This is a genomic window from Aquirufa novilacunae (assembly GCF_045310505.1).
Classification (GTDB): domain Bacteria; phylum Bacteroidota; class Bacteroidia; order Cytophagales; family Spirosomataceae; genus Aquirufa; species Aquirufa novilacunae.
Genome location: NZ_JBEWZG010000001.1, coordinates 282,724 through 305,267 on the forward strand (window position 1 = coordinate 282,724; position 22,544 = coordinate 305,267).

A 22,544-nucleotide genomic window follows, 5' to 3' on the forward strand; every position below is an offset into this window, starting at 1 on the left:
ATTCGGATATAAAAATTTCAGCTTATACGCAGGGCTGCTTAATTCTTTTGATTTTTTTTGAGTGAATGAGAATAAATAGTAGATTTACACATTGTGAAACCATAATTTAAATACCCGTGGAAGAAAGAGATAGAGAAGAATTATTTTCTAAACGTATTAGAGCTGGAAAGAGAACGTATTTTTTTGATGTGAAGTCTACACGCTCTCAAGATTATTACATTACGATTACGGAAAGTCGCCGCCATCAAAAAGAAGATGGCTTTGTATATGAGAAACACAAGATGTTTTTATACAAGGAAGATTTCGATAAGTTCGTAGAAGGCTTAAACGAGGCAGTTAATCATGTGAAAACGGAGTTAATGCCAGATGTAGATTTTTCTTCGTTTAACAGAGATGAGGATGAGTTTGGGGGAACAGATTTAAAATGGGAATAAGTTAGCCTTAAAATATTTTAAAAAGCCTCTGAGAAATCAGGGGCTTTTTGATTTTTAGCCGTACTTTTGTGCTTTCATTTTTAAAATTACTATGGGATTAACTTGTGGAATTGTCGGATTGCCTAACGTAGGAAAATCAACATTATTTAGTGCTATTTCTTCTAACAAAGCAGAAGCAGCTAATTATCCTTTCTGTACGATTGAACCGAATGTGGGGATTGTAACAGTTCCTGATGAGCGCTTAAATGTGTTAGCAGAATTAGTGAAACCAAACCGTATTTTACCTACGGTAATCGAGTTTACCGACATTGCAGGTCTTGTGAAAGGAGCCTCTACTGGTGCTGGTTTGGGAAATAAATTTTTAGCCAATATTAGAGAAGTGGATGCCATTATTCACGTCGTGCGTTGTTTTGAAGATGAAAATATCGTTCACGTGGAAGGTCGTGTAAATCCAGTTAGTGATAAAGAAATTATCGATTTAGAGCTTCAGATTAAAGATTTGGATTCTGTTGATAAAAAGATTTCTAAAACGGAGCGTGCAGCTAAAGCAGGGGATGCGAAAGCAAAAGCAGAATTAGCCGCTTTACAACAATTCAAAGCAACGTTAGAAGAAGGTAAATCTGCCAGAACTGTCGTGATGGATGATGATTTACGTCAGGCAGCGATTGGGGATTTATACCTATTGACTGATAAGCCAGTTATTTATGTGGCTAACGTAGATGAAGCCTCTATTTCTGCTGGTGGAAATCAATATGTGGATGAATTAAAAGCGAATGTGGCACCTGAGAATGCGGAAGTAGTCGTAGTTTGTGCGGCTTTGGAAGCCCAAATTGCTGAAATGGAAGATATGGATGATCGTGCGATGTTCTTGGAAGAATATGGTTTGAAAGAATCAGGTTTAGACAAATTGATTCGTAGTTCGTACCACTTGTTGAACTTGATTACCTACTTCACAGCGGGTGTTCAAGAAGTTCGTGCCTGGACAATTCAAAAAGGCTGGAAAGCTCCCGCGGCAGCAGGTGTGATTCACACCGATTTTGAACGTGGATTTATCCGTGCGGAAGTGATTAAATTAGCTGATTACGTAGCTTACAAAACAGAAGCAGGATGTAAAGAGGCGGGTAAGTTAAGTGTGGAAGGTAAGGAGTATGTGGTGCAGGATGGAGACATTATGCACTTCCGCTTTAACGTATAACGACTCTCGACTAGTGACTAGCGACTAGTGACTAGCGACAGGCTACTGCCCACTGACCACTGTCGTATATCCCACCAACGAATCATATCTGGTTCCTGGTTTTTGGAAGTAAATGAGAATCTCGTAAATATTTTCGGTTTGAGAATAATTTCCCTCTAATGTCGTGTTAGAGGGATTTTTGCTTTTATACTGGTAATTATAAATGCCCTGCTTCAGTAACTCGGTATGTTCAAAATAGCCTGTAGTTGAATTCAATTCAAGGGAGGATTCTAGCTGATAATCATTAAAACCACCAATTAGAAATAGGGACTGAGGGGTATCAATGGGTTTTAATTGAAATGTACACTTGACATAATCAGCGTACAAGGGATTGTCTTTGTTTTCATAGGATTCAATGGCGTAAGCACCATTCAAATCATTTCGTTGAATATAGGGATAGAGGCCTTGAGCTTGTTCAACTTGCGTGCTAATTCGATTAATCTTTTCACCTGTTTCAATGTGATCGACAAAGTTTAACTTTTGTTGTGAGCTTCTCAGATCAATCAACCTAAATTCATTGGAACCAGGGAAGGCATTCTCCTGGCTGAAGAAGGGGAAACTTAGTGTGTTGTCTTGCTGATTAAATTGTCCCATTGGGAGCTTTTTTAGCAAATTGGCAGATTGATAGTTTTGTCGTATTTGGATAGATAATTGATCATCTCCTGTAAAATTTAAAAACGGAGGAATATTTAATTTGAAATCTACACTTTGATGACTTGCGCGTAGGTTATTTGTTTTTGCGTAGGAAATTTGAGGGCTAACTCGTACGATTTGTTCTGCCACTGAAAAACGAACACATAAAACGGTGTCTTTTTTGTTTCGCTTATTATATACCATCGCTACGTAATTACCACTGACTTTTACGGCAGGAAGAGGAATAGTATAATGTAGATAAGGTACTTTTGTGCCGATGGATGATTCCGGATTGCGAAGGGGAATATCATTGAAATCTTGTAAGTATTCAATATCGGAAAGGGGGGATGGTTTCCAACCAGACTGGCAATGGATTAATCTAAAGTAATAGTTAGGGTAATTTAGACCTAAATCATCGAATTGAAGCGTAGAGTTTTGCTCTGATCCTAAATTGAGGACAACATTTGGATGTAAGAGTACATTTGAATTTTTGACAAATGCTGTCTTGATATTCGAATGGTGAATTTTGGACTGTATTTGGCCTATTCCTAAAAAAGGAAGACCTATTATAAGCAAAAGCGATAAATAGGTCTTCATGTGATTTATATTAAGGCTTCCCAAGAAGCAGTCGTTGCTGATAACTTCTCTTTTTCAGTAGCTAGGTCTGCTTCTAATTTCTTTAATCCAGTATAATCCGCGGCATTAGCTAAATCGACCATTTGGGCTTCGATAGAGGCGATGTTATTTTCAATCACCATAATTTCGGCTTCTAATTTTTCAATTTGTTTCGCTTGATTCGGAGTCTTTGCCTCTACAGGTGCTAGTTCCGGCTTTTGTTTTGCTACGGATTTTGCAGCGACTGGTTTTGATGTTTCGCGTGTGGCCATCCAGGTCTCGTACTCATCGAAAGTGCCTGGATATTCTTTGATCTCATGATCTTCAATGTACCAAATCTTATTCGCGATGTTAGTCACAAAATAGCGGTCGTGGGAAACAACTACATAGGTTCCTTCATATTGCTGCAAGGCCTGAATCAGGATGTTAACGGATTGCATATCCAAGTGATTCGTAGGCTCATCGAGTAACAGGAAGTTTGCCTCAGAAATTAATACTTTGGCCAAAGCTACACGTGATTTTTCACCTCCAGAAAGAACTTTAATTTTCTTGAAGACTTCTTCTCCTGAGAACAAGAAACAGCCCAACACGGAACGTAATTCCATCTCCGTTTTAGTCGTTCCTGTTGCTTTTAGCTCGTCAATTAAAGTGTTTTCTACCGTTAAACTTTCTAATTGATGCTGTGCAAAGAAGGATTCGATCACATTATGTCCCGTTCTTCTTTCCCCATCAATTTGTTCCGTACCTGAAATGATACGAAGCAAAGTAGATTTACCTTTACCATTTGCTCCAATAAGGGCAATTTTGTCACCTCGGTTAATCGTAGCTGAGGTATTTTTAAGGATTACTTTTTCTCCAAAAGCTTTGGAAATATGTTCTAAGAATAGAATAAAGCGACCTGGCTCTGTACCAAAATTAAACTTGAAGTTTACTTTCGCTTTTTCATCAATTACATCATCGATAATATCGATTTTATCCAAGGCTTTTACACGAGATTGAACCTGTCTAGCTTTCGATGCTTTGGCTTTAAAACGTTCAATAAATCGCTCTGTTTGACGAATTTGAGCTTGTTGATTTTCAAATGCACCTTTCTGAATTTCATTACGCAAAGCCTTTTCCTCCATGTAGAAGGAATAATTCCCAGGATAAAGGGTGATCTTAGCTCCTGAAACTTCGGCAATATTATCGATAGTCCGATCTAAGAAATAACGATCGTGAGAAACAACGACTATAGAGCCCTCGTAATCATGAATATACTTTTCTACCCATTCAATAGACGGTAAGTCCAAGTGATTAGTAGGCTCGTCGAGTAGGAGAAGGGCAGGTTTCTGAAGCAAAAGCTTGGCTAACATGACGCGCATTCTCCATCCTCCTGAAAATAATTTCAAAGGGCGGTGTAAATCATCGGTGCTAAAACCAAGACCCTCTAATATCTCTTCCGTACGTGATTGGATTGTATATCCGTCTAATCGTTCGAAATCTTCTTGTAGTTTAGCTAATAAATCGATGTCTTTGTCTTCATAATTTGTTTCCATCTTATGAAGCACTTTATCAATCTCTTTCTGAAGTTCTAATTGCTTCTCAAAAGCCTGCATGGCCACATTCAAAATGCTATCATCCGTTTGATAGGATAATAAATCTTGGTTTAAAAATCCAATCGTACAATCACCTGACTTGGAGATGGTACCACCATCTGGGGTGTATTCCCCTGAAATCAGACGTAATAAGGTAGACTTTCCTGTGCCATTGGCACCGATTAAACCGATTTTAGTCTTAGGCTTGATATGCAAACTTGCGCCTTCGTACAAAGCGCGACTTCCGAAATAGAAGTTTAAATTAGATATTGATAACATGTTACAAAGATAGCCGTTTTCTTGCATTTAGACCACCCAAATGTGGACATTTGACTAATTCTTCTAATCCGGAATAGCTTACATCTGTTTTTGTATAACCTAAGGCTTTTGACAAGGCCATTGTACGGTTATTATCACCCATAGACCACTCAATGTCGTCCATTGTCATTTGGCAAGGATGTTCATACCCGCAGGCATGGGTTATTTCAGCGATCTCTTTGACTAAAGTGTAGTGATACCGGTAATAGCGTTCGCTTTTTAAGGTCACATCTATTCCTGCCTGTAACCACTTATTAGAAGTAGCAATACCGGTCGGGCAATGGTTTGTGTGGCATTTTTGTGCTTGAATACAACCGATTGACATCATGGCTTCACGTGCAATGTGAATACTATCAGCCCCCATGGCAAATGCCATTAAGGCTTTTTCAGGGAAGCCTAATTTGCCCGAGGCAATGAAGAAGATTTTGTCAGTTAAATTATGACGCTGAAAGATTTGGTAAATCTTTGCAAAAGCAAAGGTAAATGGCATCGAAACGTGATCTGCGAAGGCGTGAGGTGCAGCACCAGTACCGCCTTCACCGCCATCAATGGTGATAAAGTCTGGTCCTTTATCCGTTTTAGCCATGAAGGCAGCTAATTCTTCCCACTGCTCTAGCTTGCCAATGGCAGATTTAACACCGACAGGCAAACCTGTTTCAGTTGCCATGGCTTCAATAAAGTCGACCATTTCGGGTACATTGGAGAATTCAGAGTGAAAAGCAGGTGAAATGGCATCTTTATCCATCGGTATGTGACGAATTTCCGCAATCTCTTTATTGATTTTAGATTTAGGTAGCATGCCGCCTTTTCCAGGTTTAGCTCCTTGAGAAAGTTTTAGTTCAATGGCTTTAATACAGGGATTGTCTGTTACTTTTTGTTTCAATTTTTCCATCGAAAAACGACCATCTAGTTCCCTAACGCCAAAATAAGCAGTTCCAATGTTTAACATGACATCAGCACCGTTTTGGTGATAAGGTGATAAAGAACCCTCTCCGGTATTGTGGTAACATCCTGCTAATAAGGCACCTTTATTTAAGGATTCGACGGCTTTAGCCGAAAGTGACCCGAAGCTCATTCCGGATATATTTACTACCGAATAGGGACGAAATGGTTTGGCCCTTTTATGATACAACCCGATGACTTTGGCGGCAGGTAAAACACCTGGGTTTTGTTTGAACAAATGTGACGCAGGTGGATTGAATCCCATCATCGCATTTTTGATGAAGATATAACCAGGAGAGCTGAAGTCTTGATCAGTTCCAAAACCTTGTAAGTTATTTTCGTTCTTAGAAGAAGCATAAATCCAAGAACGCTCTTGTCGATTAAAGGGTAATTCTTCTCTGTTATTGGCGACAATGTATTGCCTTAATTCAGGACCAATACGTTCTAACCAATACCTGAAGTGCCCCACGATAGGGAAGTTGTGTGTAATGGTATGTGCTTTTTGAATGAAAACGTCACGAATGATGACGATGGCTACAATGATAAGTAACCAAAACCAGGCGGATGATAGTAAGTTCATTGTTGATGTAATTTTGATTCAAATTTAGGTGCATTTTGGCAATATTATTACCAATAGTTCTAATTATCTTTGTGGTTTAGTTTATACTATGCAGGCAGATTATCATTTATTAAAAGAATACGTGGCCTCTGTTTTTACAGCCATAGGTTGTAGTGAACAAGATGCCGATTTAGCTTCCGATGTCCTTGTGTCTGCGGATGCGCGGGGTATCGACTCGCATGGCGTGGCTCGTTTAGCTGGTTATGTGCGCCTATATGATCACGGTAGACTAAACACAAAACCTCAGGTGAAAGTTCTACATGAGACACCTTCAACCGCCACTTTAGATGGAGATAGGGGGCTAGGATTAGTGGTAGCGCCTAAAGCTATGGAGATTGCCTGTGAAAAAGCGGCACAAGCTGGTACGGGATGGGTGGCTGTTCAGAATTCAAATCACTTTGGAATTGCGGGTTATCATGCCATGAAGGCGCTACCTTCCCAAATGATTGGTTGGGCAATGACACATGCGGCTCCGCTTGTGACTCCAACCTTTTCAAAAGAGAAATTATTAGGCACGAATCCTATTGCTGTCGCGATTCCTGCAAACGAGGAGCCCGCATTTGTGGCTGATTTTGCTTCCACGGCAGTAGCGTATGGTAAATTAGAAATATTACAACGCAAAGGTTTAGACACGCCTGATGGCTGGGTGCAAGATGCGAATGGAGATCCCTGTAATGATGCTTTTGCCATTAAAAATGGAGGAGCTTTATTGCCATTAGGTGGTGATCGCGAGCATGGTTCGCACAAAGGCTATGGTTTAGGTGCGATTGTCGATATATTATCAGGGGTTCTTTCTGGGGCAAATTTTGGACCCTGGGTGCCTCCATTTGCAACAGCAGGCTTTATGCAGGCGGGTGAAACTGTCGGTAATGGGACTGGGCATTTTCTAGGTGCGATGCGCGTGGATGCCTTTAGATCTGCTGAAGATTTTACTCAGGATATGGATAAATGGATTCGTCGTTTTAGATCTGCTAAAGCCGTAGAAGGAAAGCAAGTGCTAATTCCTGGTGATCCTGAACGTGAATTAGAGGCTATTCGCCGCATAGAGGGTATTCCTCTTTTAAACCCGGTTGTGGAGGATTTAAAAACCCTTTCCACCCGTTTTAACTTAGATTTTAAAATTGATTAAGATGGTTACGAATAAACGTATCAAAATATTCATTCTGTTATTTAGCTTGGTTTCAGCTATGTTTTCCTATTATGTTTGGCAAGTTTTTAAAACGCCGAATTTTAATGTAGAAGCAAACAAGCCTTTTGAATTATTTATACCTCAAAAAGCTACTTACGAATCTGTTCTAGATACGTTGAAGAAGCATGATATCGTGCGCGATCAATTGAGTTTCCGCTTTTTAGCTAAAGTTCTAAAGTACCCAGATAAAGTACGACCAGGGCGTTATATCATTCACAGTGAGATGGGCAATTGGGAATTGCTTCGTAAACTAAGAAATGGTCGTCAGGATGCTTATAAAGTGGTTATTAATAACTTCCGTTTAAAGGAAGATATGGCTGGTCGAATTGCGCATCAGACTGCTTATGATTCTGCTGCGATTTATGCCGTTCTTGATTCAACGGAGATGATGCAAAAATGGGGTTTTGATTCTGAAACAAGCCCAGCGATTTTTGTTCCTAATACTTATGAGGTGAATTGGACAACAACTTTCCCTGAGTTTTTGGAGAAGATGAATAAAGCTTATGTGAAGTTTTGGACGTCAAAAAGAAAAGAGGAAGCACAGAAATTAGGCTTAACACCTGTCCAGGTTTCTATTTTAGCCAGTATCGTTTATGGTGAATCTAAAAATTCGAAAGAGCAAGCGCGCGTAGCGGGTGTTTATTGGAATCGACTTCAGGCCAATATGCCACTTCAGGCTGATCCTACGGTAGTTTTTGCGTGGAAAGATTTTACGATTAAGCGAGTAACTAGTAAGTATACGGCATTAAATTCTCCGTATAATACATACAAAAATACAGGCTTGCCTCCGGGGCCAATTTCGATTGTTTCTGGTGATGTGATCGATCGAGTGTTGAATTTAGAACACCATGACTACCTCTACTTCTGTGCTAAAGCTGATTTTTCTGAGAACCACGCTTTTGCGGTATCCTATGAGGAGCATAGGAAGAATGCAGCGGATTACCAGAAGGCATTAGATAAAAACAAAATTCACTAATATGCTGACTCATAGCGTCTTTTACCGAGTGTGTTATGCGGATACGGACCAAATGGGCTACGTCTATTATGGTAATTATGCGCGTTTCTATGAGATTGCTCGAGTGGAGACATTACGGGATATTGGTGTCAGTTATAAGGTATTAGAGGATGCAGGTATAGGTTTGCCGGTATATGAGAATTATTCAAAATACCACGCACCAGCCTTATATGACGACTTATTAAGGGTTAATTGTACCTTGGTCAAAATGCCCTCTGCTCGTATTGAGTTCGAATATCGCATTTATAATCAGTTAGATGAGTTGCTACATGAAGGAAAGACTACCTTAGTCTTTATGGATTTAGCTTCTAAAAAAGTGGTGAAAGCACCTGAATGGTTGATTTCGGCTATTATTGAAAAGAAAAGTGATGCTTAGAAGGGTTTGGAAAGAGGTTAGGTTGTTTTGGAAGGACTGCGAGGAACATTATATTCTCGCGAGGATTTTGACGATTCTTTATAAAAAAATCTTTCATTTCGATATCGATGTAAGAGCGGCTGCGGTGGCCTATAACTTTACGTTAGCGGTATTCCCGACCATCATCTTTTTATTTTCTCTATTAGCCTACATCCCAGTTGATAATTTTGATATTAAAATGGTGAATTTTTTGAAGTCTTCGATTCCGAAGAATTTGCAAAAGGATTTCACCGAATTATTGTTGGATTTGATTCGAAAGAAATCGGGAGGCGTATTGTCATTTGGTTTTCTTTTTGCCCTTTACGCTTCTACAAGTGGTATTCAGGCATTAATTAGGTCATTTAACTTGACGTATAGAACTAAAGAAAATCGAGGTCTAATTAAGGAGCGCGTAATAGCCGTTTCCTTGAATTTCCTGTTGACCTTTGTGTTGATTACCGCTTTCTCCGTATTTATCGTTGGTAAATTGGTGATTGGTTATTTGAAAGGGAAGGGGCTTATCGATTATGATTTCAATTTTTATTTATTGAATATTCTGACCTACTTCCTCATTTTTGCCATCTTCTTTTTGACGATTTCGATCATCTATTATTATGCACCAGCTATCACGAAACGGTGGAAGTTTTTTAATGTAGGATCCATTACAGCCTCTATTTTGACCATTTTAGTGACGAATTTATTCTCCTATTATTTGGTGAATTTTGCGAGTTATAATAAGGTCTATGGTTCCATTGGATCCTTGATTGCTTTAATGGTTTGGCTTTATTTTATCGCGCTGATTTTGCTCGTAGGTTTTGAGATTAACGCTAGTATTGATCAGGTAAAAGAGGAAAAAGAAGAAGCAGAAACGGATTATTTTTTAGAATAATATGGCAGAATTAATTCGTTTGTATGATAAGAATAACAGTCAATCTACGCTAGATGAGATTGTAAAAGCCTTAGAAAAGGATGCGGTGATTATCTATAAAACGGATACCATGTATGCCTTGGGTTGCCATATTAATTCGACGAAGGCTGTCAACCGTATCTGTGAAATTAAAGGGATTCAGGCCTCTAAGAACAGATTCTCCTTTATTTGTGCTGATTTAAGTTCGATTGCTAATTATGCCAAAGTCTCTGATTTTGCCTTCAAGACTTTAAAAAGGTACCTGCCTGGTGCTTATACTTTTGTTTTGCCTGCAAGCAGTAAGGTGCCTTCTATTTTAGTTCAAGGCAAGAAAACAGTGGGTATTCGGATTCCAGATTATCATCCAATTCTCTCTATTGTTGAATTGTTAGGTTCACCTCTTTTGACGACATCTTTGCCTCAGGAAGATTTAGATTTAGAAGATTATACGGATCCTAGTTTGATTTTTGATCGCCTCGGTCATGCCGTAGATTTAATCCTAGATGGTGGAGTGGGTGGTTATACCCCATCGAGTGTTATCGAAATTATGGAAAACGAATTCGAGATTATTCGGGAAGGAATAGGGGATTGTTCTGATTTTAATTAAGACCACTTCAGGCTTAATTTCACCGGTTTAGTGTGCTTCCAACGTCTGTGTGACCACAAATACTGTTCTGGATATGCATTAATAGATTTCTCTAATCGTCTTGCGAATCGTTCGATTATTTCGCCAGGTGCAAGTTCATCGAATGGTACATTGGCTAATAATTCATAGGTCATCGTGTACTTACCTCTTTTTGTTCGAATCAATTCCGCAAAAACTACTGGATATTGATAGTCTCTAGCGAAGCGTTCCATACCAGTGAAGAAGGCAGTATCTTGATGCAAAAACGTAGTCCAATAGGCTGATTCAGGCTTTTGGGGAGCTTGATCTGCAGCTAAACAAATGACACGCGGGATATCTTTTCTTTCTCTTGTTAAAAGAACAGATTCTCTTTTTTCTAATAATACTACATGGCCAAAACGGGACCTTACTTGTTTCGTAAACTCGTTAAAAGTGGGATTATTAAGTTTTTGGTAAATCACATCATGTGGATTCTTACTTAAAGCTAAACGATGGATGGCCCATTCCCAATTTCCTTGATGTCCTGCAACCAAGATGACTGGAATCCCTTTGTTAATAAAATCAGAAACTATTTCTTCATTTTTAATCTCAAAACGGGCTAACATATCCTCCTTAGAGATGGAAACACCTTTGAAAAACTCGACTAATTGGTCTGTCAGGTATCCGTAAAATTGATAAGTCAGCTGGTTAATTTCTTTATCTGAGGCCTTTGGAAATGAATTGCTCAGATTTCCTTGAATGACTTTTTTACGGTAAGGAATGAGGTAATAAAAGAGGAAAGCACAAAAGGAAGCGAAGCCATATAACAGGGACAAAGGTAATTTGCCAATTAGTTTGTACAGAAACAGGGGAGACGCTTTCATTCTTATTATCTTTGTTCTTTCGAATCACAAATATCCGATTTATTTTTGGGAATGCACATTGAGCTTCATTATTTACCTAGCCTAGAATACATGTCGCTTCTACTTCAGAATCCAAACTTGGTATTCGAGGTCGAAGAGAATTTCCCTAAGCAAACCTATCGGAATCGCTGCCTAATTTTAGGGGCTAATGGAGTGGAACGTTTAAGCATTCCGGTAGTGCATGTCTCTGGTCAGAAAATAAAAGCGAAGGATATTCAAATTGATTATTCCCAAAACTGGATGAAACAGCATCTAGGTGCCATTCAAGCTGCTTATGGTAACTCTCCCTTTTACGAATATTTTGGGCCTTATTTAAGCCAGATTTTTGCAAGAAAAAGGAATTTTTTAGTAGATTTAAATATTGAACTTTTAACTTTTGTTTATCGAATTTTAGATACTCCATTCGAGTATACTAAAACGGAAGGTTTTGGGGAATTTGAGGGTAAAAGTTATTTCAATGAGATGAATGCTAAAAAGGATTGGACAGAACGTTCAATCTATGTTAATAGATCTTACAGGCAATGTTTTGGGTCTGAGTTTGTTCCTAACCTGTCTATCATTGATTTATTAATGAATCACGGGAAAGAGTCCTTGACTTTTTTGAAGTAAAAGGGAACAATTTAGGTATTCAAATGGTTGAATCACCAAATTGAAGATATAAAAAGAACGATATGGAGGCTAAATTTTCGAATAAAGTGAAGGAAGTCATCTCGCTAGCGAGAGAAGAGGCGTTGCGTTTAGGTCACGATTACATCGGGACTGAACATTTGATGCTGGGGATGATTCGAGATGGTCAAGGACCTGGTATTGATTTATTATTGCGTTCAGGTGTTTCTTTGGATTCTTTACGCCAAAGCATCGAACATTCCACCGCTTCCACTACCCGTTCATCCTTTGATCGGGAGAATATGTTAAATATCCCATTAACAAAGCAAGCTGAGAAGGTATTACGTTTGACGTATTTAGAGGCTAAGTATTTCAAAACCAATGTGGTAGAGACAGATCATTTATTAATGGCTGTCTTACGTGATGAGGATAATGTGGCGACACAGATTTTGGAGAAATACCAAGTATACTACGATTTAATCAAAGAAATGGTGGAATTCCAATCAGGAAATGGGCAAGGAGCAAATCCTAAAGCCAGCTCTGATACGGATGATAATGACGACGATTCACGTCTTTATAGCGCTGGATCAGGTTCTGCTGGTTCTTCAGGCGCAAGTGCTGCCGGAGCAAAACCAGGAGAGAAAAGTAAAACGCCTGTTTTAGATAATTTTGGCCGTGATTTAACTAAAATCGCGGAAAACGGAAAGTTGGACCCTATCGTGGGTCGTGAGAAAGAAATTGAGCGTGTTGCTCAGATTTTATCTCGTCGCAAGAAAAATAATCCCATACTCATAGGTGAGCCCGGTGTAGGTAAAACAGCTATTGCGGAAGGATTAGCTTTACGTATTGTACAAAAGAAAGTATCTCGTGTGCTTTTCGGTAAGCGCGTTGTTACCTTGGATATCGCTTCATTAGTGGCAGGTACGAAGTACCGTGGGCAGTTTGAGGAGCGTATGAAGGCGGTAATGAATGAGTTAGAGAAATCGACTGACGTCATCTTATTCATTGATGAATTACACACCATTGTGGGTGCTGGTGGAGCTTCTGGTTCATTGGATGCATCGAATATGTTTAAGCCTGCTTTAGCTCGTGGAGATATTCAAGTGATTGGTGCTACGACCTTAGACGAGTACCGTCAATATATTGAGAAAGATGGAGCATTAGCTCGTCGTTTCCAAACTGTTATGGTAGATGCAACAACAGTGGATGAAACCATTGAGATTCTACACAACATTAAGGATAAGTACGAAGATCACCACCATGTAATCTACACGGATGAATCGATTATTTCAGCTGTGAAATTATCTGATCGCTATATTTCCGATCGTTTCTTGCCGGATAAGGCGATTGACGTATTAGATGAAGTAGGTGCTCGTGTACACATTTCGAATATCAATGTTCCAGAAGATATCGTAGCCTTAGAAGGCCAAATCGAAATCGTAAAGAAAGAGAAAAACCAAGTGGTGAAGTCTCAGAAATACGAGGAAGCGGCTCAATTACGCGATCGTGAGAAGAAATTAATTGATCAATTAGAGCAATCTAAGGCCGCTTGGGAAGAGGATTCGAAGAAGCAGAAATTCACAGTAACCGAAGAAAATGTAGCCGAAGTAATTGCACAGATGACGGGTATTCCAGTTAATCGTGTGGCGGCTAAAGAGGGAGAGAAATTGTTGTTGATGGAAGAAGAGTTGTCTAATCAGGTAATTGGACAGCCAGATGCAATCAAGAAATTAGTAAAAGCGATCCAACGTACGCGTGTAGGTTTAAAAGATCCGAAGAAACCAATAGGTTCCTTTATCTTCTTAGGCCCTACGGGTGTAGGTAAGACGGAGATGGCGAAAGTATTAGCTACGTATTTGTTTGACAAAGAAGATGCTTTAGTTCGTATCGATATGAGTGAATACATGGAGAAATTCAGTGTATCTCGCTTGGTCGGAGCGCCTCCAGGATATGTAGGCTATGAAGAAGGTGGACAATTAACGGAGAAGATTCGCCGTAAACCGTATGCTGTTGTTCTATTGGATGAGATTGAAAAAGCGCATCCAGATGTTTTTAATTTGCTTTTACAAGTATTAGATGATGGTATTTTAACAGATGGCTTAGGTCGTCGCGTAGATTTCAGAAATACGATTATCATCATGACTTCGAATATTGGGGCGCGTGATTTGAAGGATTTCGGTTCTGGAATTGGTTTCTCTACGAAATCTAAAGTGGATAACTTAGATGAGTATGCTAAGACAACCATTCAAAACGCGTTGAAAAAGGCATTTGCGCCAGAGTTCATTAACCGTTTAGATGATATCATTGTCTTCAATTCGTTAGAGCGTCCGGCCATTCATCAGATTATTGATTTGATGTTAACTAAGTTAAAGAACCGTTTAGCTAATCTTGGCTTTGAAGTAGAATTGACGGAGAAGGCGAAAGACTTTATGGCCGATAAGGGTTATGATCCTCAGTACGGTGCTAGACCTTTAAATAGAGCGATTCAGAAGTATTTAGAAGATGCTTTAGCAGAGGAAATATTGAAAGGTGCATTAGCTGAAGGGGAATACATTGTGGCTGATTTTGAAGAGGGGGAAGATGCATTGACTTTGGCCAGAAAAACAAGAAAAGAATTAACCAAACAAAAAAAATAATATGTCATTAGTACAAAACAAGGTCGTTTTAGTGACAGGTGCCTCACGTGGTATCGGTCGGGCTATCGCGACAACTTTTGCAAAAGCTGGCGCAAATGTCGCTTTTACTTATTTATCTTCTGTTGAAAAAGGACAAGCGCTAGAGCAAGAATTAGCTGCTTTTGGTATCATGTCGAAAGGTTATCGTTCGGATGCGTCTTCTTACACAGAGTCAGAAAAGTTAGTAGAAGATGTGTTAGCTGATTTTGGAACGATTGACATTTTAATTAATAATGCAGGTATTACACGCGATGGTCTATTGATGCGTATGTCTGAGGAGCAATGGGATGAAGTGATTCGTGTGAATTTAAAATCGATTTTCAATTTGACAAAAGCGGTAACAAAGCCGATGATGAAAGCTAAATCTGGTTCGATCATCAATATGACCTCTATTGTTGGTATTAAAGGAAATGCGGGCCAATCGAACTATGCGGCTTCTAAGGCAGGTATTATTGGGTTTACCAAATCGGTTGCACTGGAATTAGGTTCTCGTAATATTCGTTGCAATGCGATTGCTCCCGGATTTATTGAAACCGAGATGACGGAGGAATTAAACGAGGCTGCTATTGAAGAATGGACAAAGTCCATCCCGATGAAAAGGGGAGGCCAAGCATCAGAAGTAGCAGATGTGTGTTTATTCTTAGGTTCTGATATGAGTTCCTATGTAACGGGTCAGGTTATTTCTGTGAATGGGGGTTTATTGACCTAGTTTAATTTGATAACATAATTAGACCTCAGTCTTTTCGTTAAAGATTGAGGTCTCTTTTTTTATGAGGATTTATCTGTTTTTTCTTAGCTTTTTATTGCTTTCCTGCGCTAAATCAATCGTGCCGGCGAAGGTGATTAGTAAATCTACTTATGTTGACAAATTCCCAGCAATTAAACCGAGTTTAACGACGGTGGATTTTGCTTTGTCATATTACAGTTTATTCACTTTAAGTCAATTAAAGTCAGGTTCGGTTTTATATCAGAACACGGAGCCTTCCGCAGTTTTGGATTTCCCCTTAGATATTCGTCTCTTAGGTCCTATCAAGGCTCAGTACCTAGCTAAGGATCAGGTAAAAATTATGCTTCCAGTGCGTATGCAGGCAAAACCAGAACTAGCTGGTATTTCTGCGGGTACCGTTTCAGGTGACTTAGCAATTAATGTTCAGCTGAAATGGGATTTAACAGGTTTTAATACGTTACAAATTAGAGAGGCAAATTATGACTATAGTTGGCTTCAAAAGCCATCTGTAAAAGTGTTAGGTTTCCCAGTCAATGTTTCAGGAGTGGTTGATCAATTATTTAACCAAAAGAAACCACTGGTTATTTCACAAATGCAACAGTCTTTGAATGCGAGTATAAAAACTACGGTATCTAAACCCTTGTTATTTCAGCGTTTTTTTTCAGATATCCCTTCAGGATATCGTTTAGAACCTGTATCGAATTCTGCCTTTGATGTTCGAAATTTGGAATTCACTTCGGGTGGTGTGAAAGGTCAGGTACGTTATTTTGGTGGCTTGCGAATTAAGTCAGGTGTATCGATTCAAACACCTATTTTAATTCCAATCAAAGACCTATCATCTGCAGTTTCTACCTCTGTTCTTCCATTTCAGTATCAACTATCGGGACCAGAGATTGTAGCGATTCTCAAACAAGGTAACCCAAAGTTAAAAGGGGAGGCTAATTTAGTATTAGGTTCTTCTGGAATGATTTTTAAGCTGGAGAAATTCAAAGGCAAATACTCTCAAATAGAAGCTAATTTTGATTTTGTTATATATCCTGACCATAGCCTAGGTATTCAAATTAACGATAGTAATTTGCGTGGTTTAGGTTTTCCAGCCTCGCTATTTACGCGTAAAATTCAACGTAAATTGCAGGTTCAGGCGGCTAATTTCCGTTTTCAGCCTTCTTCTTTATTAAAGCGCTTGCCTTCCTCGATTTCATTGCAAAAGGGAGGAGCCATACGTTTTCAAAAGATTTATTTTGATTCTTCCTCTGTCTTGATTGAAGGGGCTTTAGAAGGAAATTGGTCTTTGGCCAAATAAAATCTTACCTTTGCCTTAGAGAAAATAGACTATCCTATCGCTTTTTAAAGAGGAAAGTCCGAACAACATAGAGCAGCGTGCTTCCTAACAGGAAGGGGAATCTTCGGATTCTACAGCAAGTGCCACAGAAAATTACCGCCTTCGGGTAAGGGTGAAAAGGTGGGGTAAGAGCCCACCGCTGGTTTGGTGACAAAACAGGCATAGGTAAACCTCACGTGTTGCAAGATCAAATAGGCTAGCTGCCGCAAGGCAAAAGGGTGGCTCGTCCGATGCTAGTGGGTAGATTGCTACAGATAAACAGTGATGTTTGTCGAAGATAAATGATAGGACGGTGGGTAACCATTGACAGAATTCGGCTTATCGGTTTATTTTCTCTATTTCTTTGTTTGAAATGAATGCAAAATAGTTTAATTTTGCAGACTATTTATAAACCCGAGGGACGGGATCCCTCACAAACCCATATATAATGGCTGTTAAAATCAGATTAGCGCGTCGTGGACGCAAGAAGTTAGCGATGTTCGATGTTGTAGTTGCGGATGCTCGTGCACCACGTGACGGACGTTTTGTTGAAAAAATTGGAACATACAACCCTAACACCAATCCAGCAACTGTCGTTTTAAACGAGAAACAAGCAATCCAATGGGTATTGAACGGTGCTCAACCAACTGACACAGTTCGTGCAATCCTTTCTCACAAAGGAATCATGTATGCAAAACACTTACAAGTAGGTGTTAACAAAGGTGCGATCACACAAGAACAAGCTGATGCGAAGTTTGAGGCTTGGAAAGCAGAGAAAGAAGTAGCAAATCAGTCGAAAGCAACTACATTGCAACAATCTAAAGCGAAGTCTAAAGCGGCTCGTTTAGAAGCTGAAGCAAAAGTTTCTAGCGCTCGTGCTGAATCAATTGCAGCAAAAAATAAGGTAGCTGAAGAAGCTTTAGTAGCTAGCGTAGTAGAAGCTATCAACGAAGCGGAAGAAGAGGCAACTGGTGTTGAAGTAGATGAGGTAGTAGCTGAGACTCCTGCAGCAGTTGAAGAAACAGTAGTTGAAGAGGCTCCAGAAGCTGAAGAAACAGCAGTAGAAGAAGCTCCTGCAGCTGAAGCAGCAGCAGAAGAGGCTCCAGCAGCTGAATAATTTTCACATTTTGATTAAAATCATACAAATTTGTTCGCAAGTTTGTATGATTTTTTTTTGTACCTATGGCAAAGACCGAATATTTTGAATTAGGCACGCTTTCAAAACCCCATGGTTTGAAAGGCGCATTTCATCTTTATTTAGATGTAGACGATCCGTATGAGTATGAAGACTTAGATGCGATCTTTTTACAGCAAGGAAATGAAATGGTTCCTTATTTTGTGGAAGATATTCAGATTCGAGATAATTTGAATCTGATCACTCTAGAAGGGATTAATTCATTGGATGCGACGAAAGACTTAGTGGGTCTTAAAGTATTTTTACCTTTAAGTGCTTTGCCTAAATTAAAAGATGATCAATATTATTACCACGAGGTGATTGGTTATCAGGTAATTGATTCAAATTTAGGGACCTTAGGTACTGTGAAGGAGATTTATAGTACGGGTGCCCAAGATGTTTTAGTGATGAATTATCAAAATCATGAGGTTTTAATACCCCTAATTGATACGATCATCCCAAAAGTGGATAAGAAAAACCAAACGGTGCATAGTATTTTACCTGATGGATTATTAGAAGTGTATACAGAGAATGATGCGGATTGATATAATTTCGGTAGTTCCATCGTTGATGAATAGCTTTTTTGAGCATTCCATCTGTGCACGTGCGGCAAAAGCTGGACTAGTGGAAGTCGTGTTTCATGATTTGCATAATTATTCAGAAAAGAAACATAAACAAGTGGATGATTATCCATTTGGTGGGGGAGCTGGAATGGTAATGGCGGTGGAACCTTTGGCAAAATGCATTGAAACGTTAAAAGCAGATCGCAACTATAATGAGATTATCTATTTTAGTCCCGATGGCATCGTTTTAAAACAAGGTTTAGTGAATCAATTAAGCCTAGGAGAGAATCTTTTGTTCATTTGTGGTCATTATAAAGGAATCGATGAGCGTATACGAGAAAAGTATGTGACGAAAGAGATTTCGATTGGTGATTATGTGCTATCTGGTGGTGAATTAGCTGCCGCTGTAACGGCGGATGCGATTATTCGTTTAATTCCAGGGGCGATAGGGGATGAAAGTTCAGCCTTAACAGATTCATTTCAAGATGGCTTATTGGCACCTCCTGTATATACAAGACCTGCAAGTTTCGAGGGGATGGATGTTCCTGCTGTTTTGTTGTCTGGGCATGAAAAGAAAATTGAAGAATGGCGTCATGAGCAGGCTGTATTACGGACGCAAACGAGAAGACCTGATTTATTAGATTAAAATGAATAAAAAGGAATCCATATCGCTAGTAACTATTTTGGCGCTTGGAGGCCTATACCTAATTTGGGGGAGCACCTTTCTAAGTGTTCGTATTTTGTTAGAATTTTTACCCCCGCTTGTTATTTCCTTTTCTCGAAATTTAGTTGCTGGACTATTATTTCTACTCTGGTCCATTCTTGGTGGTCATTGGAAAAAATTACCTGTAGCGCATTGGAAGGTGCATTTGTCAGCGGGTTTCCTGTTGATCACCCTAGGAAACGGTTTTATGGCTTTAGCTGGTCAGACGATTCCTTCTGGTTTATCCTCCGTTTTTATGGCTTTTGGTCCATTATTACTGGTGGTATTCTTTTGGATATCAGGACGCAAACCGAGTAATCGTAAGTTAATAGGAACACTGATTGGTTTCGTTGGAATCATTTTATTAGCCTCCCAAAAAAATCTCGCGATACCAGGAAAAGAAATTGACTTTTATCGAGGTATGGGATTTCTTTTGATTGCGGTTGTGGCTTGGAATTTAGGGGTCTTTTATATTCAGTTCACGAAAGCCAACACGTATCATTTTACGCAGGTTTGTGCCATTCAAATGCTGACAGGTGGCCTGATTTTAGTAGCTATAGCTTTTTTTCAAGGTGATATTCAAAAGGTTTCTATCGCTGAGTTACCAATTAAAGCGATTGGCGTATTTACTTATTTAGCCTTAATTGGTTCGATGGTAGGTTTTGGATTATTTGGCTATTTGTCTAATGTGTTGGATGCCACTTTGGTGTCTACTTATACCTACGTCAATCCAATTATTGCCTTATTTTTGGGTAATCTTATTCTAGGTGAGTCTTTAAGTAGTATATTACTAGTAGCAAGTAGCTTGATTTTATTTGCAGTTTTGTTAATTACTACTGAAAAGACCTCTACCAAATGAAAAAGATTTTAATCGCTTTATTACTTACCTCCTCGGCCATGGCACAAGAATTTACTCCTTTGTATTCACATGGCATTCCTAATTATAAAGAAGTTGTCAATAAACAATCTGCTGTTAAAGGCGCAGATGGTATAGAGCGAATTTCCAAAGTGACTGTTCCTACTTATCGCTTTTTCCCAGCCACGATGGGTAAAGACCCTAAATCATGTGTTGTTATTTGCCCAGGTGGAGGATACCGCATTTTGGCCTCTTCTCATGAGGGCTACGATATCGCAGCGAAGTTCAATGAAATTGGTGTTTCTGCTTTCGTTTTATATTACCGTTTACCGGAGGATTCGGCTCAAGTAGAGAAGAAATATGCGCCATTACAGGATGCGCAAGCTGCTCTAGCTCTTGTTCGTGAAAATGCAACGAAATGGAATGTCGATTCTAATAAGGTGGGTATTATGGGTTTTTCAGCGGGTGGTCATTTAGCGGCAACAGCCTCAACTCATTTTACGAAGGATTATACGGGTATTCTACCTGGAGCTAACGTAAGACCTGACTTTTCGATTTTACTATATCCTGTTATTTCGGTGAGATCTTTTGGTCATGGTGGTAGTTCCCAAAACCTATTAGGCAAAAATCCTTCAGAAGAAGACTTGCATTTATTTTCTAATGAAGAGCAGGTAACCCCTCAAACCCCAAAAGCCTTTTTGGTTCACGCTGCAGATGACAATGCAGTTCCATTAAAGAATTCTTTACTCTATGCGGAAAAATTGACCGCTAATAAAGTTCCAGTGGATTTGCATGTTTATGCAAAAGGTGGTCACGGTTTTGGACTAAACAATAAAACCACAAGTGGGGACTTGTGGTTCGATCGTTTAATTTCCTGGATGAAAGCAAATCAATTGCTTTGAGTTTTCTTCATCACAAAGTAGAAAGGAATACCTAAAAGTACGATTCCTAATCCGATAGATGAGGAAAGTGTTTTAACCCACAACAGGTTTCCTGCTATTCCCACTAACAAAATTAGGTATCCGCTAAATAACAACTTCTGTAAAAGAGGCAGTTCATTCTGCATGATTCTAGTTTTGAATACAGATGCTACAGTTAGGAAGTAAAATATCAGAATAGCGAATACGGTAAAGTCTAATAACGCACCATAGGATCCCGAGAAACACAATAAGATGGCCCACAAGCCTTGAATTCCTAGTGAATAAACGGGTACATCTTTATCATTTGTTTCTGCTGCTTTCTTGAAAAACAAGCGATCATTTGCCATCGCTTGGAATAATCGACCACCCGCTAAAATGATTCCATTATTACATCCAAAAGTGGAAATCATAATAAACACCGCCATCACTAAAGCACCTATTCCTCCAAGAACGGTTTCTAATGCCGCAGCTCCTAATCGATCTTGTGTGGCAAACATAATTCCACGGGCATAGCTATTAATTCCGTCCGCTTCTCCTTTTAAAGGTAGAATGCTTAAATAGGCCATATTTGTGAGCAAATAAAGTAAACAAACTAAAGCCGATCCATAGACTAATCCTTTTGCGATGGTTTTCTTCGGATCTTCAAAGTCAGCACTCGCAAAGGTGACATTATTCCAAGCAGAAGAGGAGAATAACGGTCCGATCATTGCTACACCGAAGAGCGAAATCAATTCCCATCCACCGATTGCATGTGATGCGTTCTTCTCTACTGTGAAGGGTGCCGCAAAAAATCCTTCAAAATGAATCCATTCATTTGCAATCCCTACATATAAACCGATGATAATGAGGATGATAATAGCTCCAATTTTGGTAATCGTAAAAATATTTTGAACTAAAGAGGCAAATTGAACCCCTCTACTATTGATATAAGTCAACAAGGCAATAAGAGAAGCCGCCAAAATTTGCTGAGTAGTAATGAAATCACCCACTAATGGCGTATCATTTAATATACCCGGAAAGATAAATCCTGCATAGCGGGCAAAGGCTACAGCAACAGCTGCGATTGTTCCCGTCTGAATGACTAAAAAAGTGGTCCAGCCAAACAAGAAGCCCGTTAAAGGATTATAGGATTCTTTTAGGTAGATATATTGTCCACCTGTTTTGGGAAACACAGAACTCAACTTTCCATACGCGTATGCACCCGTAATGGTTAAAAAGGCAGTTAAAAGCCAGGTGCCAATCCAATAAATAGGGGAGCCCACCGAACGGGCTACCTCTGAACTAACTAAAAAGATACCAGAGCCAATCATGGAACCCATCACGAGCATCGATGCGTCAAGGGTGTTTAATTTTTTATTCATATAAGTTTTATTGATTTAATGCAATTCCTGATTTTCATCAAGAATTCAAAGAAACGATTATTATTTCTGATTTTCTTGAACAGTTTTAAACTTTTTTAGTTTGTAAACGTTTCCGTAAACGTTTACGGAAAAAAATTAAATAATTTCTTTGATTTTTTATACAATTATGGTCTATATTCCCTGAGTAGTATATGTCAAATGATAATACATATAACTATTGTACAATTTTAGATCAGT

The 22,544-nt window shown here is 39.2% G+C and carries 21 protein-coding genes and 1 other RNA gene; 17 read left to right on the top strand and 5 right to left on the bottom strand.

Going from position 1 to position 22,544, the window contains the following annotated elements; all coding sequences use genetic code 11:
- The first annotated feature begins 116 nt into the window (after positions 1-116).
- Entirely contained in the window at positions 117-434 is a 318-nt protein-coding gene (locus V7S74_RS01265) for a DUF3276 family protein (RefSeq protein ID WP_406776963.1), read from the top strand.
- Positions 435-525: 91 nt separating this feature from the next.
- Complete coding sequence (ychF, locus tag V7S74_RS01270) at positions 526-1,629, top strand: redox-regulated ATPase YchF (RefSeq protein WP_406776964.1); 1,104 nt, start codon at positions 526-528, stop codon at positions 1,627-1,629.
- 42 nt (positions 1,630-1,671) lie between these two features.
- On the opposite strand, the gene V7S74_RS01275 is transcribed toward ychF, so the two are convergent.
- From V7S74_RS01275 to V7S74_RS01285, 3 genes are read right to left on the bottom strand one after another with little or no spacing between them, the layout of a single operon-like run.
- Positions 1,672-2,898 carry a type IX secretion system plug protein gene (locus V7S74_RS01275; RefSeq protein ID WP_406776965.1) on the bottom strand — a complete coding sequence of 409 codons (1,227 nt, stop codon included), beginning with the start codon at positions 2,896-2,898 and terminating at the stop codon, positions 1,672-1,674.
- A gap of 5 nt (positions 2,899-2,903) precedes the next feature.
- Positions 2,904-4,769, bottom strand: coding sequence for an ABC-F family ATP-binding cassette domain-containing protein (locus V7S74_RS01280; protein WP_406776966.1), 1,866 nt, complete (start codon positions 4,767-4,769; stop codon positions 2,904-2,906).
- Position 4,770: 1 nt separating this feature from the next.
- Positions 4,771-6,330 carry an FMN-binding glutamate synthase family protein gene (locus V7S74_RS01285; protein WP_406776967.1) on the bottom strand — a complete coding sequence of 520 codons (1,560 nt, stop codon included), beginning with the start codon at positions 6,328-6,330 and terminating at the stop codon, positions 4,771-4,773.
- Between the two features lie 88 nt (positions 6,331-6,418).
- Here V7S74_RS01285 and V7S74_RS01290 point away from each other — a divergent pair, with 88 nt between their 5' ends.
- The 5 genes from V7S74_RS01290 (at position 6,419) to V7S74_RS01310 (ending at position 10,481) form a co-directional block, all read left to right on the top strand.
- The gene (locus tag V7S74_RS01290) at positions 6,419-7,498 is read left to right on the top strand and encodes an Ldh family oxidoreductase (RefSeq protein ID WP_406776968.1); all 1,080 of its coding nucleotides are present in this window, start codon (positions 6,419-6,421) and stop codon (positions 7,496-7,498) included.
- 1 nt (position 7,499) lies between these two features.
- On the top strand, positions 7,500-8,534 hold the full coding sequence (gene mltG, locus V7S74_RS01295) for an endolytic transglycosylase MltG (protein WP_406776969.1): 1,035 nt from the start codon (positions 7,500-7,502) through the stop codon (positions 8,532-8,534).
- A gap of 1 nt (position 8,535) precedes the next feature.
- Positions 8,536-8,949, top strand: coding sequence for an acyl-CoA thioesterase (locus tag V7S74_RS01300; protein WP_406776970.1), 414 nt, complete (start codon positions 8,536-8,538; stop codon positions 8,947-8,949).
- A gap of 67 nt (positions 8,950-9,016) precedes the next feature.
- Positions 9,017-9,856, top strand: coding sequence for a YihY/virulence factor BrkB family protein (locus tag V7S74_RS01305; RefSeq protein ID WP_406776971.1), 840 nt, complete (start codon positions 9,017-9,019; stop codon positions 9,854-9,856).
- A gap of 1 nt (position 9,857) precedes the next feature.
- Positions 9,858-10,481, top strand: coding sequence for an L-threonylcarbamoyladenylate synthase (locus V7S74_RS01310; protein ID WP_406776972.1), 624 nt, complete (start codon positions 9,858-9,860; stop codon positions 10,479-10,481).
- Here V7S74_RS01310 and V7S74_RS01315 read toward each other — a convergent pair.
- Entirely contained in the window at positions 10,478-11,362 is an 885-nt protein-coding gene (locus V7S74_RS01315) for a lysophospholipid acyltransferase family protein (RefSeq protein ID WP_406776973.1), read from the bottom strand. The genes V7S74_RS01310 and V7S74_RS01315 overlap by 4 nt on opposite strands.
- Before the next feature lie 51 nt (positions 11,363-11,413).
- Here V7S74_RS01315 and V7S74_RS01320 point away from each other — a divergent pair, with 51 nt between their 5' ends.
- The 10 genes from V7S74_RS01320 (at position 11,414) to V7S74_RS01365 (ending at position 20,928) form a co-directional block, all read left to right on the top strand.
- Positions 11,414-12,010, top strand: coding sequence for a WbqC family protein (locus V7S74_RS01320; RefSeq protein ID WP_406776974.1), 597 nt, complete (start codon positions 11,414-11,416; stop codon positions 12,008-12,010).
- A 62-nt stretch (positions 12,011-12,072) separates the two neighbouring features.
- Positions 12,073-14,643: an ATP-dependent Clp protease ATP-binding subunit gene (locus V7S74_RS01325; protein WP_406776975.1), complete on the top strand. Its 2,571-nt coding sequence runs from the start codon at positions 12,073-12,075 to the stop codon at positions 14,641-14,643.
- 1 nt (position 14,644) lies between these two features.
- The gene (fabG, locus tag V7S74_RS01330) at positions 14,645-15,391 is read left to right on the top strand and encodes a 3-oxoacyl-[acyl-carrier-protein] reductase (protein WP_406776976.1); all 747 of its coding nucleotides are present in this window, start codon (positions 14,645-14,647) and stop codon (positions 15,389-15,391) included.
- Between the two features lie 94 nt (positions 15,392-15,485).
- Positions 15,486-16,712 (top strand): DUF4403 family protein, encoded by a 1,227-nt coding sequence (locus tag V7S74_RS01335; protein WP_406776977.1) that lies wholly within the window; start codon positions 15,486-15,488, stop codon positions 16,710-16,712.
- 21 nt (positions 16,713-16,733) lie between these two features.
- Positions 16,734-17,088: RNase P RNA component class A (rnpB, locus tag V7S74_RS01340), an RNA gene on the top strand.
- Positions 17,089-17,178: 90 nt separating this feature from the next.
- Positions 17,179-17,847 (top strand): 30S ribosomal protein S16, encoded by a 669-nt coding sequence (locus tag V7S74_RS01345; protein ID WP_406776978.1) that lies wholly within the window; start codon positions 17,179-17,181, stop codon positions 17,845-17,847.
- A 65-nt stretch (positions 17,848-17,912) separates the two neighbouring features.
- A complete protein-coding gene (rimM, locus tag V7S74_RS01350) occupies positions 17,913-18,449 on the top strand; it encodes a ribosome maturation factor RimM (RefSeq protein ID WP_406776979.1) in 537 nt (178 codons plus the stop codon).
- Positions 18,439-19,113 (top strand): tRNA (guanosine(37)-N1)-methyltransferase TrmD, encoded by a 675-nt coding sequence (trmD, locus tag V7S74_RS01355; RefSeq protein WP_406777688.1) that lies wholly within the window; start codon positions 18,439-18,441, stop codon positions 19,111-19,113. The genes rimM and trmD overlap by 11 nt, the downstream gene beginning before the upstream one ends.
- 1 nt (position 19,114) lies before the next feature.
- The gene (locus tag V7S74_RS01360; RefSeq protein WP_406776980.1) at positions 19,115-20,029 is read left to right on the top strand and encodes an EamA family transporter; all 915 of its coding nucleotides are present in this window, start codon (positions 19,115-19,117) and stop codon (positions 20,027-20,029) included.
- Positions 20,026-20,928: an alpha/beta hydrolase gene (locus V7S74_RS01365; protein ID WP_406776981.1), complete on the top strand. Its 903-nt coding sequence runs from the start codon at positions 20,026-20,028 to the stop codon at positions 20,926-20,928. The genes V7S74_RS01360 and V7S74_RS01365 overlap by 4 nt, the downstream gene beginning before the upstream one ends.
- On the opposite strand, the gene V7S74_RS01370 is transcribed toward V7S74_RS01365, so the two are convergent.
- Positions 20,916-22,307 carry an APC family permease gene (locus tag V7S74_RS01370; RefSeq protein ID WP_406776982.1) on the bottom strand — a complete coding sequence of 464 codons (1,392 nt, stop codon included), beginning with the start codon at positions 22,305-22,307 and terminating at the stop codon, positions 20,916-20,918. The two genes, V7S74_RS01365 and V7S74_RS01370, sit on opposite strands and share 13 nt — an antisense overlap.
- Between the last annotated feature and the right edge of the window lie 237 nt (positions 22,308-22,544).

Bases quoted from the DNA above. Each gene is read 5' to 3' on its own strand.
- V7S74_RS01300 (WP_406776970.1), top strand. From the start codon at position 8,536: ATGCTGACTCATAGCGTCTTTTACCGAGTGTGTTATGCGGATACGGAC.
- V7S74_RS01315 (WP_406776973.1), bottom strand. From the start codon at position 11,362: ATGAAAGCGTCTCCCCTGTTTCTGTACAAACTAATTGGCAAATTACCT.
- mltG (WP_406776969.1), top strand. From the start codon at position 7,500: ATGGTTACGAATAAACGTATCAAAATATTCATTCTGTTATTTAGCTTG.
- V7S74_RS01360 (WP_406776980.1), top strand. From the start codon at position 19,115: ATGAATAAAAAGGAATCCATATCGCTAGTAACTATTTTGGCGCTTGGA.
- V7S74_RS01345 (WP_406776978.1), top strand. From the start codon at position 17,179: ATGGCTGTTAAAATCAGATTAGCGCGTCGTGGACGCAAGAAGTTAGCG.
- V7S74_RS01325 (WP_406776975.1), top strand. From the start codon at position 12,073: ATGGAGGCTAAATTTTCGAATAAAGTGAAGGAAGTCATCTCGCTAGCG.
- rimM (WP_406776979.1), top strand. From the start codon at position 17,913: ATGGCAAAGACCGAATATTTTGAATTAGGCACGCTTTCAAAACCCCAT.
- V7S74_RS01320 (WP_406776974.1), top strand. From the start codon at position 11,414: ATGCACATTGAGCTTCATTATTTACCTAGCCTAGAATACATGTCGCTT.
- V7S74_RS01280 (WP_406776966.1), bottom strand. From the start codon at position 4,769: ATGTTATCAATATCTAATTTAAACTTCTATTTCGGAAGTCGCGCTTTG.
- V7S74_RS01285 (WP_406776967.1), bottom strand. From the start codon at position 6,330: ATGAACTTACTATCATCCGCCTGGTTTTGGTTACTTATCATTGTAGCC.
- V7S74_RS01310 (WP_406776972.1), top strand. From the start codon at position 9,858: ATGGCAGAATTAATTCGTTTGTATGATAAGAATAACAGTCAATCTACG.
- trmD (WP_406777688.1), top strand. From the start codon at position 18,439: ATGCGGATTGATATAATTTCGGTAGTTCCATCGTTGATGAATAGCTTT.
- ychF (WP_406776964.1), top strand. From the start codon at position 526: ATGGGATTAACTTGTGGAATTGTCGGATTGCCTAACGTAGGAAAATCA.
- V7S74_RS01290 (WP_406776968.1), top strand. From the start codon at position 6,419: ATGCAGGCAGATTATCATTTATTAAAAGAATACGTGGCCTCTGTTTTT.
- V7S74_RS01365 (WP_406776981.1), top strand. From the start codon at position 20,026: ATGAAAAAGATTTTAATCGCTTTATTACTTACCTCCTCGGCCATGGCA.
- fabG (WP_406776976.1), top strand. From the start codon at position 14,645: ATGTCATTAGTACAAAACAAGGTCGTTTTAGTGACAGGTGCCTCACGT.
- V7S74_RS01370 (WP_406776982.1), bottom strand. From the start codon at position 22,307: ATGAATAAAAAATTAAACACCCTTGACGCATCGATGCTCGTGATGGGT.
- V7S74_RS01275 (WP_406776965.1), bottom strand. From the start codon at position 2,898: ATGAAGACCTATTTATCGCTTTTGCTTATAATAGGTCTTCCTTTTTTA.